The sequence below is a fragment of the Streptomyces flavochromogenes genome (assembly GCF_000717595.1).
Taxonomy (GTDB): Bacteria; Actinomycetota; Actinomycetes; order Streptomycetales; family Streptomycetaceae; genus Streptomyces; species Streptomyces flavochromogenes.
On sequence record NZ_JNZO01000016.1, the window covers coordinates 53,676 to 69,718 of the forward strand.

Sequence of the window (16,043 nt, forward strand, 5' to 3'; positions counted from 1 at the left end):
TCGGCCGCGGGCCGTGGACGCGCGGTCCGGCGCGGTGTTGGGGTGAGCGCCATCGAACGGCCGAGTAACAAGAACGGCCGGGAACACCGGAAAAAGGGGAACCATGGGAGGTACCGCACCCGCCCTCGAGGTGACGGACCTGACGGCGGGATACGGACCGGTACACGCGTTGCGACAGGTGTCGCTGACCGTGCCGGCGGGTGAGGTCGTCACCGTCCTCGGGGCCAACGGGGCCGGCAAGTCGACGCTGCTGCGGGCGGTCTCACGCACCCTCCGGTTCCACGGCGGCGCCGTGGTCTCCGGCACGGTGAGCCGCGACGGCCGGCCGCTCGACGGGCTGCCGCCCGACCGCGTCGTCGCGGCCGGCGTCTCCCAGGTGCCCGAGGGCCGCCAGGTCTTCGCACGGATGACGGTCGAGGACAACCTGCGCGCCGGAGCGCTCGGCAGCCGCGGCGGACGGGCGGCCAAGGCGGCCTCCCTGCGCCGGGTCCACGAGCTCTTCCCGGTGCTCGCGGAGCGGGCCCGTCAGCCCGCCGGGCTGCTCTCCGGCGGCGAACAGCAGATGCTGGCCGTCGGCCGTGCCCTGATGGCCGCGCCGGGCCTGCTCCTGCTCGACGAACCCTCGCTCGGGCTCGCGCCGCTGATGGCGGCCCGGATCGCGGACGCGATCCGGGAGATCAACGCCCAGGGCACCGCGGTGCTGCTCGTCGAGCAGAACGCGGCGCTCGCCCTGCGGCTCGCCTCCCGCGCCTACGTCCTGGAGGTCGGCGAGGTCACCCTCTCGGGCCCGGCCGCCGAGCTCGCCGCCTCCGACGAGGTACGCCGCCGCTATCTGGGCGTGGTCGACGAGGACGCCGCGGCCGACGCGGCCCGCGCCCGCGCCACGCACCCGGTCCTGTCCCGCTGGGAGGAGACGACATGACGGCCCCGCCCCCGCCGCCCGGCGAGCACATCCCCGCCCTCGAAGTCCGCGACCTCACCGTCCGCTTCGCCGGCCTCACCGCCCTCGACGCCGTCGGCTTCACCGTCCGGCCCGGCACCGTGCACGCCCTCATCGGGCCCAACGGCGCGGGGAAGTCCACCTGCTTCAACGTCCTGTCCGGCGTCTACCGTGCCACCGAGGGCTCCGTGCGCCTCGGACCGCACGAGCTGACCGCCCTGCCCCCGCACCGGATCGCGGACCTCGGCGTCGGCCGGATCTTCCAGAACCTGGCGCTGCCGCCCCGCGCCACCGTCGAGGACAGCCTGATGCTCGGCCGCCACCGGCTGACCCGCACCGGCTTCGTCGCCGCCGGGCTCCGCCTCCCCTCCGCCGCCCGCGAGGAGGCGCGCCACCGCGCCCGGGTCAGGGAGATCGCCGCCTTCGTCGGTCTGGAGCAGCAGCTCGCGCGACCGGCGGGCTCCCTCCCGTACGGGCAGCAGAAGCTGGCCGAGCTGGCCCGCGCCCTCTGCATGGAGCCGAAGCTGCTGCTCCTCGACGAGCCCGTCGCCGGGATGACCGCCGACGAGCGGCGCCGGACCGCCTCGGTCATCGCCGGGGTCCGCGACAGCCTCGGCATCTCGGTGCTCCTCGTCGAGCACGACATGGGCCTGGTGATGAGGCTCGCCGACTCCGTCACCGTCCTCGACTTCGGCCGCCGGATCGCCGACGGGGCCCCCGGCGACGTCCAGAACGACCCGGCGGTCGTCCGCGCCTACCTCGGAGAGGAGTCCGCCGCGTGAGCACGTTCGCCGAGTTCCTGATCAACGGCATCTCACTGGGCTCGATCTACGCCCTCATCGCCCTCGGTTTCGTGGTCATCTTCCGGGCCACCGAGGTCGTCAACTTCGCCCACGCCTCCCTCCTCCTCGCGGGCGGCTACGTGACTGCCGTCCTCCACGACGAGATCGGCTTCTGGCCCGCCCTGCTCGCCGGCATCGCGGGCGCGGCGGTGGTCGGCGCGGCCGTCGAGTTCTTCGTGATGCGCCGCCACCGGGGCGCCGACCACAGCGTCCTCGCCATCGTCACCATCGGCGTCGACATCCTCCTCGCCACCGAGCTGACCCGTCGGATCGGCACCGACATCCTCGCCCTCGGCGACCCGTGGGGCGACTCCGTCGTCACCGTCGGCGGGGTCACGATCGCGGAGACCAGGATCGCCGCGCTGCTCGCGGCGGGCCTCCTCATCACCGCGTTCCTGCTCGCCTTCCGGTACACGTCCTGGGGCGTCGCCATGCGGGCAGCCGCCGAGAACCAGGAGACCGCCGCCCTCATGGGCATCCGGCTGGGCCGCGTCTCGATCGGCGCCTGGGCGGTCGCCGGCGGTCTCGCCGCCGTCGCCGCGCTCTTCCTCACCGTGTTCCCGACCCCGGGCCTCGAGCGGACGACCTCGCTCGCCGCGCTCAAGGCCTTCCCCGCCGCCATCCTCGGCGGCCTCGACTCCACCACGGGCGCCCTCGTCGGCGGCCTCCTCGTCGGCGTCACCGAGTCCCTCGCCACCGGCTACCAGGGCGACCTGGCGTTCCTCGGCCGGGGGATCGGCGACCTGGCCCCGTATCTCGTCATGGTCGCGGTGCTCCTGATCCGCCCGGCCGGACTCTTCGGCACGAAGGAGCCGGCCCGTGTCTGAGATCCTCACCCGGAGCGGCCTGCGGGTCGGCAGTCCTGCGGTGTACGGAGGGGCGGCCGCCTGCCTCGTCCTCCTCGTCCTGCCGTTCTACCTGGACCGGTTCTGGCTCCAGGCCGGCCTGTTCGCGATGGCCGCCGCCCTCGGGGCGATCGGCATCAACCTGCTGACCGGCGCCACCGGACAGCTCTCCATGGGACACGCCTTCTTCCTCGCCGTCGGCGCCTACGGCTACTGCGCCTTCGCCGGGGACGGCGCCGACGGGCTCGCCGGCCTCGGCCTGCCCGGCTGGCTCGCCGCCGTCCTCGCCGTCGCCCTCTCGGGTCTGGCCGGCGGGGTGTTCAGCCCCATCGCGGGACGGCTGAGGGGCGCGTACCTCGGTATCGCCACCCTCGCGCTGATCTTCATCGGCCAGCACGTCCTCTTCAACGCCCATGACCTCACGGGCGGCTTCAACGGCCGTGCGGTCCCGCCGCTCTCCCTCTTCGGGCTCACCTTCGACGACACCGAACTCCTCGTCGCCCAAGTGCCGTTCGGGGCGGTGGAGAAGCTCTGGTACCTCGGTCTGGCCCTGCTCCTCGGCGGGGTGCTCTTCGCCCGCGGCGTCCTCAGGGGCCGCCCCGGACGGGCGATGAACGCCATCCGCGACCACCGGATCGCCGCCGGCGTCATGGGCATCCCGGTCGCCCGCTACCGCGCCGCCGTCTTCGTCCTGTCCTCCATGTACGCGGGCCTCGCCGGTGTCCTGCTCGCCCTGGTGTTCCAGCGCACCGTGCCGGAGTACTTCGGCATGGCGCTCTCCCTCGAATACCTCGCCATGATCGTCATCGGCGGTCTCGGCTCGGTCGCCGGAGCGGTCGCCGGAGGCGTCTTCGTCTCCCTCCTGCCGCAGCTCCTCAACCGCTACAGCGACGCGCTCCCGCTGGTCTCCGCCCCGGGAACGGGCGGCATCGCACCGGGGGAGGCCGCGCGCTATCTGTACGGCGCCGCCGTCGTCGCGGTGGTCCTGTTCCTGCCCGGCGGCCTGGCCCGGCTGGCCGCCCGGAGGCCCGGAAAACCCGGAAGCGGCAAGAGCCCCAAGACCCCCATGCACACCCCGAACACCCCGACCACCACCGAACCCTCAGGGGAGGCACGATGAACCACCGACGACAGGCCGTGCGGGGCCTGGCCGCCGCGCTCGCCGCACTGGTCGCCCTCACCGCCGCCGGATGCAGCTCGAAGGCGAAGACCGGCGACGGCAAGCAGACCGGCGCGGGCGGGGTGAAGACCGGCGAGGGCGTCACCGACAAGACGATCTCGCTCGGCGCGCTCACCGACATGACCGGCGTGTACGCCACCCTCGGCAAGAGCGTCACCCAGGCCCAGCAGCTGTACGTGAAGCAGGTCAACGCCGGCGGGGGGATCTGCGGCCGGCAGCTGGAGCTGACGGTCCGCGACCACGGCTACGACCCGCAGAAGGCGCTGGCCGCCTACACCGAACTGGAGCCGAAGGTCGTCGGCTTCGCCCAGTTCATCGGCTCCCCGTTCGTCGCCGCCGTCAAGCCCCGGGTGGATGTCAAGGACAAGGGCCTCGTCCTCCCGCAGGCCTGGTCGGCCTCGCTGCTCGGCTCCCCGTACATCCGCGTCCTGGGCGCCACGTACGACGTCGAGACCATCAACGCCGTCGACTTCCTGCTCAAGGAGAAGGGCCTGAAGTCGGGCGACAAGCTCGGCCACGTCTACTTCGAGGGCGACTACGGCGAGAACGCCCTCAAGGGCTCGAAGTACGCGGCGGAGAAGGCGGGCCTGACCGTCGTCGAGCAGAAGATCAAGCCCACCGACAACGACATGTCGGCGCAGGTCGCGGCGCTCAAGCAGGCCGGGGTCAAGGCCATCGTCATCAGCGCGGGCCCCCGCCAGGCCGCCTCCCTCGTCGGAGTCGCCGCCGCCACCGGGCTGAAGGTCCCCGTCGTCGGCAACAACTCGGCCTTCGCGCCGCAGCTGCTCGGCACCCAGGCCGGCCCCGCCCTGGAGAAGATGTACTGGTTCGCCTCCCCGAGCCTCCCCATCGGCGCGGACACCCCGACCGCGAAGAAGCTCGTCGCGGACTACAAGGCCGCCTACCCGAGCGACTCCCTCGACAACGGCATCGTCGCCGGCTGGACCGCGGCGAGCGTCTTCGGCGAGGCCCTGAAGAAGGCCTGCGAGAGCAAGGACCTCACGCGCGACGGTGTCGACAAGGCGCTCCTGACGCTGACCTCCTACGACGCCGGCTTCGGGATGAGCCACAACCTCGGCGACCCCAAGGCTCCGTCGTCCCGGGAGTCCGTCATCATCCAGCCGGACAAGAAGGTCCCCGGAGGCATGCGCACCGTCCGGCAGCCCTTCGTCGCGGACGCCGCGAAGTCCTACACCCCGTAACGCGTCAGCCCGGGTCCCGGTCCGCGAAGCCCGTCCGCCAGGACGGGTGGGCCGGGGCCCAGCCCTGGGCACGGGCCCGGTCGTTCACCGCACCCCGGGCCCAGGGCGCCCCGCCCTCGCTCCGCGCCGGGGCAGGGACCCCCAGGGCCTCCGCGAGGACCGGCAGCCAGGTGTGGCCGGGCGCGGGCTCGTCGTCCACCACGTTGTACGCGCCCGGGGGCCACGCGAGAGCACGTACGGCCGCGTCGGCCGCGTCGGCCACGTGCACGAAGGAGCTCACCGCCTCGTCGGCCGCCGTGCTCCCGAGGAAGCGGGCCGCCGGGTCTCCGGCGAGCGCGGCGGCCACGGCGCCGCCCGGGGCGTACCAGGTGCCGGGTCCGTACAGGATCCCGTACCGCAGCACGACCGCCTCGGGGAGCTCGGCCACCGTCTCCTCCAGGGCCCGCACCCCGGCGACGATCCGTGACCGGGGCGCCTCGTCCGTCGGGTCGAGCGGTACGGACTCGTCGGCGGGTCCGTCGCCGGGGGCGTACGCCCAGCTGATCGACTGCGCGACGATCCGGCCGACGCCCGCCCGTCGTGCCGCGTCCACCAGGTTCCGGGTGCCCTCGATCCGTACGCGGTTGTTCGCGGCCCCGTCCGCCCCGCCCAGGTCCGTGAGCTGATGGACCACGGCGTCCGGCGCCGCCTCGGCCACCGCACGGCGCACCGCCCCGGCGTCCAGGACGTCCACGGGGTTCGGCCCGCGCCGGGACAGACCCACGACCTCGTGGCCGGCCGCCTCCAGGCGCGGCACGAGCTGACGGCCGACGGCGCCCGTGGCGCCCGCTACCAGTACACGCATGGGCCCAGCGTAGGAGATCTTCACGTGCCCGAAACATCGCGGTGTGAAGCTCGGGCCCATGACTGCACGCATCGAGGAGAACCGCTCCCACCCCCGCCTCGCTGACCTGCTGGCCGCCTACCACCTGGTCAACCAGGCCGAGAAAGGCACGGCGGTGGAGGCGGTCTCCCAGCTTCCCGCCGTATACCGGGCCGAGGTCGAGGATCCGGCCGCCGTCTTCACCGCCGACACGGTCCTCCTCGCCACGCCGCCCGGCGAGGACCTCCCGGCCGGCTGCGTCGTCCTCAAGGCCCCTTACGGGGGCCGGGCGCCCGAGATCAAGCGGCTCTGGGTAGCGCCGGAAGCACGGCGGAAGGGCCTCGCGCAGGCCCTCATGTCGGAGGCCCTGCGCCGCGCCGCGGCCTCGGGAGCACCCGCCGTACGCCTCACGGTGTGGTCCTGGCGGCAGGAGCCGCTCGCCCTCTACCGGAGCCTCGGCTTCGAGACCGTCGCGTCGTGGGACGAGCGGCCCGACCTCCTGTGCCTGGAGAAGCGGTTCGACGTCATCGAGCGGCTCACCCCCGACCAGGTCCGCGCCCACGCCCCCGCCGGCCTCGCCGCGCTCCTCCTCGACGCCGTGGACTCCGGTGCCTCCGTCGGCTTCCTGGCGCCCCTGGAGGCCCCCGAGGCGGCCGCCTGGTGGGCGCGCGTCGCCGGGGAGGCGGCCGAGGGGGCCCGGGACGTCTGGGCGGCCCACGGCCCCGACGGAAGTCTCACCGGCGTCGTCACCCTCGTCCGCGGGGGCACGGCCAACGGCAGGCACCGGGGCGAGATCGCCCGCCTCCTGGTGCACCGCTCGGCCCGGGGCAGGGGCCTGGGGTACCGGCTGCTGGCAACGGCCGAGGCGCACGCCGCCGCCACCGGCCTCACCCTGCTCGTCCTGGACACCCAGACCGACAGCCCGGCCGAGCGCCTCTACCGCGGCGCGGGCTGGACGGCCGCCGGCACGATCCCGGACTTCGCCGCCGACCCGGCGGGCGTCCTGCGCGCGACCACGCTCTACTACAAGCGCCTCGGCTAGCCCGGGGGAACGGAAAGGGCCCCGGAGGCGAGATCGCCTCCGGGGCCCTTCTTGTCCGTGTGCCGCGTGCGCTACGGCAGCTGCGCCGCCCGCGCCTCCCGGCTCTCACGCCGGTTGCCGCGGAAGGTGTTCACTCGACGGGCCGTCGCGAAGAGGGGGATCACGGCGCCCATCACGACCTGCAGCGCGCACCCGGTCTGAAGCAGGAACTGTCCGCCCGGGGCGTCGAAGGCCCAGGCCGCCAGCATGCCCATCGCACCGACGATCCAGCTGAGCATCGCCACCGCGAGGATGCCCCGCGGCTTGGGGTACTCGACCCGGCTCACCATCAGCCAGGCGACACCGATGATCGCGAGCAGCGTCGGGATGAACGGCAGCTCCAGGAGCACGATCGAGACCACCGTCAGCGCGCCGAAGGGGCTCGGCATGCCCTGGAACATGCCGTCCTTCATGGTCACGCAGGAGAATCTCGCAAGTCGCAGCACCACCGCGAGCAGCACCACGATCGCGGCCACCGCCGAGACCTTCTGCTGCGCGCCCGGCGTGACCATGCCGTACACGAGTACGAAGTAGGCCGGTGCCAGACCGAAGCTGATCAGGTCCGAGAGGTTGTCGAGCTCGGCGCCCATCGGGGAGGAGCGCAGCTTGCGCGCCACGATGCCGTCGAACAGGTCGAAGATCGCCGCGGCCAGCATCAGGATCACGGCGGTGGCGGCGCTGTTGCGCGCCATGCCGGTCTCCGTGCTGCCCGTGAGGTGCGGGATGAGGATGCCCGTGGTGGTGAAGTACACCGCCATGAACCCACACGTGGCGTTACCGAGCGTGAGGGCGTCCGCTATGGACAGCCTCAACGACAGCGGCATCTCCTCGGCCTCTTCGGCCCCTTCCGCATCGGTGCCGGCGACCCAGTCGGCGGCCCGTGTGTCGGGATCAATCACGGTCAATGCGAGTCACCCCCGCTGTGGTGGCCTGGCCGACCTCGACGGCGACCTCGACACCCTCGGGGAGGTAGATGTCGACGCGCGAACCGAAGCGGATCAGACCGATGCGGTCACCCTGCTCGACCTTGGTCCCCTGCGGGATGTACGGCACGATGCGCCGGGCGACGGCGCCCGCGATCTGCACCATCTCGATGTCGCCGAGCTCGGTGTCGAAGTGCCAGACAACGCGCTCGTTGTTCTCGCTCTCCTTGTTGAACGCCGGGACGAACCCGCCGGGAACGTGCTCCACGGACGTCACGGTGCCGGCCAGCGGCGCGCGGTTGACGTGGACGTTCAGCGGGCTCATGAAGATGGCGACCCGGGTGCGTCCGTCCTTCCACGGCATGATGCTCTGCACCACACCGTCGGCGGGGGAGATGACCCGGCCCTGAGCGATCTCGCGCTCGGGGTCGCGGAAGAACCACAGCATGCCGGCCGCGAGCGCGGTGGTCGGCACGGCGATGGCCGCGGCCCGCCTCGACTTGCGCGCGCGCACGAGGCTGAGCGCCGCGGTGGCGACGGTCGGCAGAAGCCACGGCGATGCTCCGCGCGCGAGGCGTACGCCCGTGAGGCTGTCGCGGTGTGCAGAGGTTTGGCTGTGGGGCATGGATGACCTTCGTAGCGGATGATGCCGCACTGGCAACGGGGGACGGCGGCTTTCCCTCGATGCTATCGGTTGCGGGACGCAACTGGGTAAGCCAGGAACCGAGTCGACGGCCGGAAGACGAACACAGGGTGTGATCTTCTTCGCGGCCGAAACGACTCAAAACCGACAATCAACCCTGGAATCGGTACTCCTCGAGCAGCCGACGACCAATGATCATTTTCTGGATCTCGGCGGTACCTTCACCGATGAGCAGCATCGGCGCCTCACGGTAGAGACGCTCGATCTCGTACTCCTTGGAGAACCCGTAGCCGCCGTGAATGCGGAAGGCATCCTCGACGACCTCCTTGCAGTATTCGGAGGCGAGGTACTTCGCCATCCCTGCTTCGAGGTCGTTTCGTTCCCCGGAGTCCTTTTTGCGTGCTGCATTCACCATCATCGCATGAGCGGCCTCGACCTTGGTAGCCATCTCGGCCAGCTTGAACTGAATCGCCTGGTGCTGGGCGATCGCCTTGCCGAAAGTGTGACGCTGCTGGGCATACGAGACACCGAGCTCGAAGGCACGCTGAGCGACACCGCAGCCACGGGCCGCCACGTTCACGCGGCCGACCTCGACGCCGTCCATCATTTGGTAAAACCCTCGGCCGGTGACCCCGCCGAGGACCCGATTGGCCGGAATGCGCAGTCCGTCCATGATGAGTTCGGTGGTGTCGACGCCCTTGTAACCCATCTTGTCGATCTTCCCGGGGATGGTGAGGCCGGGGCGGACCTCTCCGAAGCCGGGCTCCTTCTCGACGAGGAAGGTCGTCATCGACTTGTGGGGGGCGGTGCCCTCCGGGTGTCCTTCGTCACTTCGGACGAGAACGGCGACCAGCGTTGACGTTCCGCCATTGGTCAGCCACATCTTCTGGCCGTTCAGGACGTACTCGTCGCCGTCCTTGACCGCCTTCGACGTGATCGCCGACACGTCCGAGCCGAGGCCCGGCTCCGACATCGAGAACGCGCCACGCGTCTCGCCGGCCGCCATCCGCGGAAGGAAGTAGTCCTTCTGCTCCTGGGTGCCGTGCTGCTTCAGCATGTACGCCACGATGAAGTGCGTGTTGATGATGCCGGAGACCGACATCCAGCCACGCGCGATCTCCTCCACGCACAGCGCGTAGGTGAGGAGCGACTCACCCAGACCCCCGTACTCCTCGGGGATCATCAGACCGAAGAGGCCGAGCTCCTTGAGCCCGTCGACGATCTGCTGGGGGTACTCGTCGCGGTGCTCCAGCTCGGTGGCGACCGGGATGATCTCCTTGTCGACGAACTCCCGGACGGTCTTGAGGATCTCCTGCTGGACGTCCGTGAGCCCGGCGGTCTGGGCGAGTCGGGCCATGGCTACTTCTCCGTCTTCTTGGCGGGCTCGATCAGCTCGGGGCGGCCGGGCTGCTCGCCGCCGCGCTCCTTGATGTACGTCTCGGTGGGGACCATCACCTTGCGGCGGAAGACACACACGAGGGTGCCGTCCTGCTTGTAGCCCTTGGTCTCGACGTAGACGATGCCGCGGTCGTTCTTCGACTTCGACGGGGTCTTGTCCAGGACCGTGGTCTCGCCGTAGATCGTGTCGCCGTGGAAGGTCGGCGCCACGTGCCGCAGCGACTCGATCTCCAGGTTGGCGATGGCCTTGCCGGAGACGTCCGGCACGGACATGCCGAGCAGCAGCGAGTAGATGTAGTTGCCGACGACGACGTTCTTGCCGAAATCCGTCGTGTTCTCGGCGTAGTTCACATCCATGTGCAGCGGATGGTGGTTCATCGTCAGCAGACAGAAGAGGTGGTCGTCGTACTCGGTGACCGTCTTTCCGGGCCAGTGCTTGTAGACGGCGCCGACTTCGAACTCTTCGTAGGTGCGGCCGAACTGCATCGGGATCAGGCCTCCGGGATCTCGAACTTGCCGGTGCGCTGCATACCGGCGGCACGGCCCTTGCCGGAGATGACCAGGGCCATCTTGCGGGAGGCCTCGTCGATCATCTCGTCGCCGAGCATCGCGGAGCCCTTCTTCCCGCCGGCCTCGGACGTGTAGTAGTCGTACGCGTCGAGGATGAGCTCGGCGTGGTCGTAGTCCTCCTGCGAGGGCGAGAAGATCTCGTTGGCGGCGGCGACCTGGTCCGGGTGCAGCACCCACTTGCCGTCGAAACCGAGGGCGGCGGCGCGCTGCGCGACGGCCTTGTAGCCCTCCTGGTTGCGGATCTGGAGGTACGGGCCGTCGATCGCCTGCAGGTTGTTGGCGCGGGCCGCCATCAGGATGCTCATCAGGATGTGGTGGTACGCGTCCGCCGGGTAGCCGGGCGGCTGCTCGCCCACGACGAGGGACTTCATGTTGATGGAGGCCATGAAGTCGGCCGGGCCGAAGATGATCGTCTCGACGCGCTGGGAGGCCTGCGCGATCGCGTTGACGTTGTTCAGGCCCTGGGCGTTCTCGATCTGCGCCTCGATGCCGATCTTGCCGACCTCGAAGCCCATCGTCTTCTCGATCTGGGTCAGCAGGAGGTCGAGCGCCACGATCTGCTGGGCGTCCTGGACCTTCGGCAGCATGATGCAGTCGAGGTTCTGGCCGGCGCCCTCGACGACGGTGACGACGTCACGGTACGTCCAGTGGGTCGTCCAGTCGTTGACGCGGACGACACGGGTCTTGCCGGTCCAGTCGCCCTCGTTCAGGAACTTCACGATGGTGTGCCGGGCCTCGGGCTTGGCCAGCGGGGCGCACGCGTCCTCCAGGTCGAGGAAGACCTGGTCGGCGGCGAGGCCCTGGGCCTTCTCCAGGAAGCGCGGGTTGGAACCGGGGACCGCCAGGCAGGAGCGGCGCGGACGCAGGCGGTTCACGGGGCTGGTCATGCGGGGACCTCCGTACTTTCAAGGGGGTGGAGCTTGTTCGCTGTCCGGATCTCGTCGACGATACGTCCGATGATCTCCGTGATACCGAAGTCCTTCGGTGTGAAGACGGCGGCCACACCCGCACGCTTCAGTTCTGCGGCGTCGGCGTTCGGGATGATCCCGCCGACGATGACCGGCACGTCGGCCGCGCCCGCCTCGCGGAGGCGGTCGAGGACGTCCGGCACCAGCTCGGCGTGCGAGCCGGAGAGGATCGACAGACCCACGCAGTGCACGTCCTCCGCGAGGGCCGCGTTCACGATCTGCTCGGGCGTCAGCCGGATGCCCTGGTAGACCACCTCGAAACCGGCGTCCCGCGCGCGTACGGCGATCTGCTCGGCCCCGTTGGAGTGACCGTCCAGGCCCGGCTTGCCGACGAGCAGCCGCAGCCGCCCGACGCCCATCTCCTCGGCGGTCCGCGCCACCTTGTCCCGTACGAGGGCCAGCGGCGTGCCGGCCTCGGCCGTCACCGCGACCGGGGCCGAGGACACGCCCGTCGGGGCGCGGAACTCGCCGAAGACGTCCCGCAGCGCCCAGGACCACTCCCCGGTCGTGACGCCCGCACGCGCGCACTCCAGGGTGGCGGCGAAGAGGTTGCCGTCACCGGCAGCCGTCGCCTTCAGCGTCGCCAGGGATTCCTGGGCGCGGGTCTCGTCGCGGTTGTCGCGCCACTCGTGGAGGGCCGCGACCACCCGCGCCTCGTTCGCCGGGTCCACCGTCATGATCGCGGTGTCCAGGTCGGCGGTGAGGGGGTTCTCCTCGGTCGCCTGGAAGATGTTGACGCCGATGATCTTCTCGTCGCCGGCCTCGATCCGGGCGCGCCGCTCGGCGTGCGAGGAGACGAGCTGCGACTTGAGGTAGCCGGACTCGACGGCGGCCATCGCGCCGCCCATCTCCTGGATCCGCTCGATCTCGGCCAGGCACTCCTCGACGAGCGAGTCGACCTTGGCCTCGATGACGTGCGAGCCGGCGAAGATGTCCTCGTACTCCAGGAGGTCGGACTCGTGGGCGAGGACCTGCTGGATGCGGAGCGACCACTGCTGGTCCCACGGCCGGGGCAGGCCGAGCGCCTCGTTCCAGGCGGGCAGCTGCACGGCACGTGCGCGGGCGTCCTTGGAGAGGGTGACGGCCAGCATCTCCAGGACGATCCGCTGGACGTTGTTCTCGGGCTGGGCCTCGGTCAGACCGAGCGAGTTGACCTGCACGCCGTAGCGGAACCGGCGCTGCTTCTCGTTCTCGATGCCGTACCGCTCGCGGGTGACCTTGTCCCAGATGCGGCCGAAGGCGCGCATCTTGCACATCTCCTCGATGAAGCGGACGCCCGCGTTCACGAAGAAGGAGATACGGGCCACGACCTCGCCCTTGCGGTCCTCCGGGACCTGGCCCGAGGCGAACACCGCGTCGAGCACGGCGATCGCGGTGGACATCGCGTACGAGATCTCCTGGACCGGAGTGGCCCCGGCCTCCTGCAGGTGGTAGCTGCAGATGTTGATCGGGTTCCACTTCGGGATGTTGTTCACCGTGTAGGTGATCATGTCCGTCGTGAGGCGGAGGGAGGGGCCGGGCGGGAAGACGTGCGTCCCGCGCGACAGGTACTCCTTCACGATGTCGTTCTGGGTGGTGCCCTGGAGCCGGGTGATGTCCGCACCCTGCTCCTCCGCGACCACCTGGTAGAGCGCCAGGAGCCACATCGCCGTGGCGTTGATGGTCATCGAGGTGTTCATCTGGTCCAGGGGGATGTCCTGGAACAGCCGCCGCATGTCACCGAGGTGCGAGACGGGGACGCCGACCCGGCCGACCTCGCCGCGGGCGAGGATGTGGTCGGGGTCGTAGCCCGTCTGCGTCGGCAGGTCGAACGCGACCGAGAGGCCGGTCTGACCCTTGGCGAGGTTGCGCCGGTACAGCTCGTTGGACGCCTCGGCGGTCGAGTGACCGGCGTACGTCCGCATGAGCCACGGCCGGTCCTTCTGGCGCTCAGTCATCTATGGTCCCGGGCTCAGATGTTGCGGAAACGGTTGATGGCGTCGATGTGCTGGGCACGCATCTCCGGGTTGCGGACGCCGAGGCCCTCCCGGGGCGCGAGCGCGAGGACGCCGACCTTGCCCTGGTGCAGGTTGCGGTGGACGTCGTAGGCGGCCTGGCCGGTCTCCTCCAGGGAGTAGACCTTCGACAGGGTGGGGTGGATCTTGCCCTTGGCGATCAGACGGTTGGCCTCCCACGCCTCGCGGTAGTTGGCGAAGTGCGAGCCGATGATCCGCTTGAGCGACATCCACAGGTAGCGGTTGTCGTACTCGTGCATGTAGCCCGAGGTGGAGGCGCAGGTGGTGATGGTGCCGCCCTTGCGGGTGACGTAGACGCTGGCGCCGAAGGTCTCGCGGCCCGGGTGCTCGAAGACGATGTCGATGTCCTCGCCGCCGGTGAGCTCGCGGATGCGCTTGCCGAAGCGCTTCCACTCCTTCGGGTCCTGGGTGTGCTCGTCCTTCCAGAACTTGTAGCCCTCGGCGTTGCGGTCGATGACCGCCTCGGCGCCCATCGACCGGCAGATGTCGGCCTTCTCGGGGGAGGAGACGACACAGATCGGGTTGGCGCCGCCGGCCAGGGCGAACTGCGTGGCGTACGAGCCGAGGCCGCCGCTCGCGCCCCAGATGAGGACGTTGTCGCCCTGCTTCATGCCGGCGCCGTTGCGCGAGACCAGCTGGCGGTACGCGGTGGAGTTGACGAGGCCCGGGGACGCCGCCTCCTCCCAGCTCAGGTGGTCGGGCTTCGGCATCAGCTGGTTCGACTTGACCAGCGCGATCTCCGCCAGGCCGCCGAAGTTGGTCTCGAAGCCCCAGATGCGCTGTTCGGGGTCGAGCATCGTGTCGTTGTGGCCGTCCGAGGACTCCAGCTCGACCGAGAGGCAGTGGGCGACGACCTCGTCGCCGGGCTTCCACGAGTTCACGCCGGGGCCGGTGCGCAGCACGACGCCCGCGAGGTCGGAGCCGATGACGTGGTACGGCAGGTCGTGACGCTTGCTGAGCTCGCTGAGACGGCCGTAGCGCTCCAGGAAGCCGAAGGTCGAGACGGGCTCGAAGATCGAGGTCCAGACCGAGTTGTAGTTCACGGAGCTGGCCATGACGGCGACCAGGGCCTCGCCCGGGCCGAGCTCGGGGAGGGCCACGTCGTCGAGGTGCAGCGACTTGCGCGGGTCCTTGTCACGGCTGGCGAGCCCGGCGAACATCTCCGCCTCGTCCTTGTGGACGGTGATGGCGCGGTACGACTCGGGGAGCGGGATGTTCGCGAAGTCGGCGGACGTGGAGTCCGGGGACTGGATCGCGTCCAGGATGTCCTTCACGGGGTTGCCTCCGGCGGTGCGGCGTCCTGAGGGGAGGACGCGCTGAGGGTTACGTCTGGGGCTGCTGCTGTGGAGGTGTGCCGTCGGTTCGGCGGGGGTGCTGCGGGCTGCGCCTGGTGGGCGCGGTGGGTGCCTGTGACGCAGGCGTCCGGGCGCACAATCACGATCGCTTGTGGGGACAGCCGGCGCACGAGGAGACCTCTGCGCGCCGACCGCCCGGACACCATCAACGTATGGCACGCCGTGTCACGTGACAAGGCACTGCGTGCCAACAATTTCACTCATATGCAATCTGCCGGTCACATGTGAGCGATGATCGATCGAATCGCAGGTCAAAACGGACGAAGGCCGCCCCGGAGAGGGGCGGCCTTCGTCGTGAGCAGTGGAGTGAGGGGCGGGGGCTGATCCCGCAGGGGCGTCGTCAGCTCTTCGTCAGTGCCTGCTGGATCGTGCGCATGACCTCGTCGAGCGGAGCGTCCGTCCGGGCCACGGCGACCACCACGTCACCCGTGGTGGAGGCCCGGACGGCCGGGGCCGGCTCGGTGGTCCCCGGGGAGGACGAGGAGGGGGCCGGCCGGCCCGCGCCTATGCCCGAGCCGAAGGTCTCCCGGACGATCGCGAAGGCGTGGTCCAGCTGGCTCTCCACGTCGCCCTGCCCGCCCGCCCGCAGCCAGCGGCGCAGGACGTGGTTGTGGGCCGTGACGACCGCGGAGGCCGCCACCTCGGCGAGCAGCGGGTCGTCGTTCCCGTCGTGGTGGTCGCGCTCGTCGAAGTGCCCGAGCAGATAGCGGGTGAACAGCCGCTCGTAGCGGGCCACCGAGGCGATCTCCCGCTCCCGCAGGGTCGGCACCTCGCGCGTGAGCCGGTAACGCTCCACGGAGACCGCGGGGGAGCCCGCGTACATCTTCATGACTTCCTTGATGCCCCGGCACACCGTGTCGAGGGGGTGCTCGTGCGGCGGGGCCGCGTTCAGCACCGCCTCCGCCCGCACCAGGGTGTCGTCGTGATCCGGGAAGATCGCCTCTTCCTTGGAGCGGAAGTGCCGGAAGAACGTCCGTCGCGCGACCCCGGCCCGGGCGGCGATCTCGTCGACCGTCGTGGCCTCGTACCCCTTGCTCGCGAAGAGCTCCATCGCGGCCGTGGCGAGCTCCCGGCGCATCTTGAGCCGCTGCGCGGCGGCACGAGTGCCCGCCGCGCTCTCCGGAGCGTCGGACGGGGACGTGGCACGGGGTGTCTTCGCGGCCTTGGGCATGGTCCGAACGTACTGCATCGGAGGGGGAGTGTGCCCAGGTGGGGGCGG

15 protein-coding genes are annotated in these 16,043 nt (G+C 70.5%); 6 read left to right on the plus strand and 9 right to left on the minus strand.

What is annotated here, in order from left to right; genetic code table 11:
* The first annotated feature begins 103 nt into the window (after nucleotides 1-103).
* The 5 genes from IF00_RS0120660 to IF00_RS0120680 are packed head-to-tail and all read left to right on the plus strand — an operon-like array spanning nucleotide 104 to nucleotide 5,009.
* Complete coding sequence (locus IF00_RS0120660; protein WP_030320116.1) at nucleotides 104-922, plus strand: ABC transporter ATP-binding protein; 819 nt, start codon at nucleotides 104-106, stop codon at nucleotides 920-922.
* Nucleotides 919-1,722 carry an ABC transporter ATP-binding protein gene (locus tag IF00_RS0120665; RefSeq protein WP_051820526.1) on the plus strand — a complete coding sequence of 268 codons (804 nt, stop codon included), beginning with the start codon at nucleotides 919-921 and terminating at the stop codon, nucleotides 1,720-1,722. Before IF00_RS0120660 ends, IF00_RS0120665 begins: the two co-directional genes overlap by 4 nt.
* The gene (locus IF00_RS0120670; RefSeq protein WP_030320123.1) at nucleotides 1,719-2,609 is read left to right on the plus strand and encodes a branched-chain amino acid ABC transporter permease; all 891 of its coding nucleotides are present in this window, start codon (nucleotides 1,719-1,721) and stop codon (nucleotides 2,607-2,609) included. The genes IF00_RS0120665 and IF00_RS0120670 overlap by 4 nt, the downstream gene beginning before the upstream one ends.
* Complete coding sequence (locus IF00_RS0120675) at nucleotides 2,602-3,747, plus strand: branched-chain amino acid ABC transporter permease (RefSeq protein WP_051820527.1); 1,146 nt, start codon at nucleotides 2,602-2,604, stop codon at nucleotides 3,745-3,747. The genes IF00_RS0120670 and IF00_RS0120675 overlap by 8 nt, the downstream gene beginning before the upstream one ends.
* Nucleotides 3,744-5,009: an ABC transporter substrate-binding protein gene (locus IF00_RS0120680; RefSeq protein WP_030320130.1), complete on the plus strand. Its 1,266-nt coding sequence runs from the start codon at nucleotides 3,744-3,746 to the stop codon at nucleotides 5,007-5,009. Before IF00_RS0120675 ends, IF00_RS0120680 begins: the two co-directional genes overlap by 4 nt.
* Nucleotides 5,010-5,013: 4 nt before the next feature.
* On the opposite strand, the gene IF00_RS0120685 is transcribed toward IF00_RS0120680, so the two are convergent.
* Nucleotides 5,014-5,853 carry an NAD-dependent epimerase/dehydratase family protein gene (locus IF00_RS0120685; protein ID WP_030320132.1) on the minus strand — a complete coding sequence of 280 codons (840 nt, stop codon included), beginning with the start codon at nucleotides 5,851-5,853 and terminating at the stop codon, nucleotides 5,014-5,016.
* Between the two features lie 58 nt (nucleotides 5,854-5,911).
* On the opposite strand from IF00_RS0120685, the gene IF00_RS47840 reads away from it, so the two are divergent.
* A complete protein-coding gene (locus IF00_RS47840; RefSeq protein WP_078944792.1) occupies nucleotides 5,912-6,913 on the plus strand; it encodes a GNAT family N-acetyltransferase in 1,002 nt (333 codons plus the stop codon).
* A 71-nt stretch (nucleotides 6,914-6,984) separates the two neighbouring features.
* Here the strand turns inward: IF00_RS47840 and pssA are convergent, their stop codons facing one another.
* The 8 genes from pssA to IF00_RS0120730 form a co-directional block, all read right to left on the minus strand.
* Nucleotides 6,985-7,851, minus strand: a complete 867-nt coding sequence (gene pssA / locus IF00_RS0120695) for a CDP-diacylglycerol--serine O-phosphatidyltransferase (protein ID WP_030320135.1) — start codon at nucleotides 7,849-7,851, stop codon at nucleotides 6,985-6,987.
* A complete protein-coding gene (locus IF00_RS0120700) occupies nucleotides 7,844-8,500 on the minus strand; it encodes a phosphatidylserine decarboxylase (protein ID WP_030320136.1) in 657 nt (218 codons plus the stop codon). Before IF00_RS0120700 ends, pssA begins: the two co-directional genes overlap by 8 nt.
* Nucleotides 8,501-8,669: 169 nt before the next feature.
* Nucleotides 8,670-9,875, minus strand: coding sequence for an acyl-CoA dehydrogenase family protein (locus IF00_RS0120705; RefSeq protein ID WP_015037484.1), 1,206 nt, complete (start codon nucleotides 9,873-9,875; stop codon nucleotides 8,670-8,672).
* A gap of 2 nt (nucleotides 9,876-9,877) precedes the next feature.
* The gene (locus IF00_RS0120710) at nucleotides 9,878-10,402 is read right to left on the minus strand and encodes a MaoC family dehydratase (RefSeq protein ID WP_030320137.1); all 525 of its coding nucleotides are present in this window, start codon (nucleotides 10,400-10,402) and stop codon (nucleotides 9,878-9,880) included.
* A gap of 5 nt (nucleotides 10,403-10,407) precedes the next feature.
* Nucleotides 10,408-11,373, minus strand: a complete 966-nt coding sequence (locus IF00_RS0120715) for an HpcH/HpaI aldolase/citrate lyase family protein (RefSeq protein ID WP_030320138.1) — start codon at nucleotides 11,371-11,373, stop codon at nucleotides 10,408-10,410.
* The gene (locus IF00_RS0120720; protein ID WP_030320140.1) at nucleotides 11,370-13,391 is read right to left on the minus strand and encodes a protein meaA; all 2,022 of its coding nucleotides are present in this window, start codon (nucleotides 13,389-13,391) and stop codon (nucleotides 11,370-11,372) included. Before IF00_RS0120720 ends, IF00_RS0120715 begins: the two co-directional genes overlap by 4 nt.
* A gap of 14 nt (nucleotides 13,392-13,405) precedes the next feature.
* Nucleotides 13,406-14,743 (minus strand): crotonyl-CoA carboxylase/reductase, encoded by a 1,338-nt coding sequence (gene ccrA / locus IF00_RS0120725; protein WP_030320145.1) that lies wholly within the window; start codon nucleotides 14,741-14,743, stop codon nucleotides 13,406-13,408.
* 421 nt (nucleotides 14,744-15,164) lie between these two features.
* Nucleotides 15,165-15,995, minus strand: a complete 831-nt coding sequence (locus IF00_RS0120730) for a TetR family transcriptional regulator (protein WP_030320147.1) — start codon at nucleotides 15,993-15,995, stop codon at nucleotides 15,165-15,167.
* Between the last annotated feature and the right edge of the window lie 48 nt (nucleotides 15,996-16,043).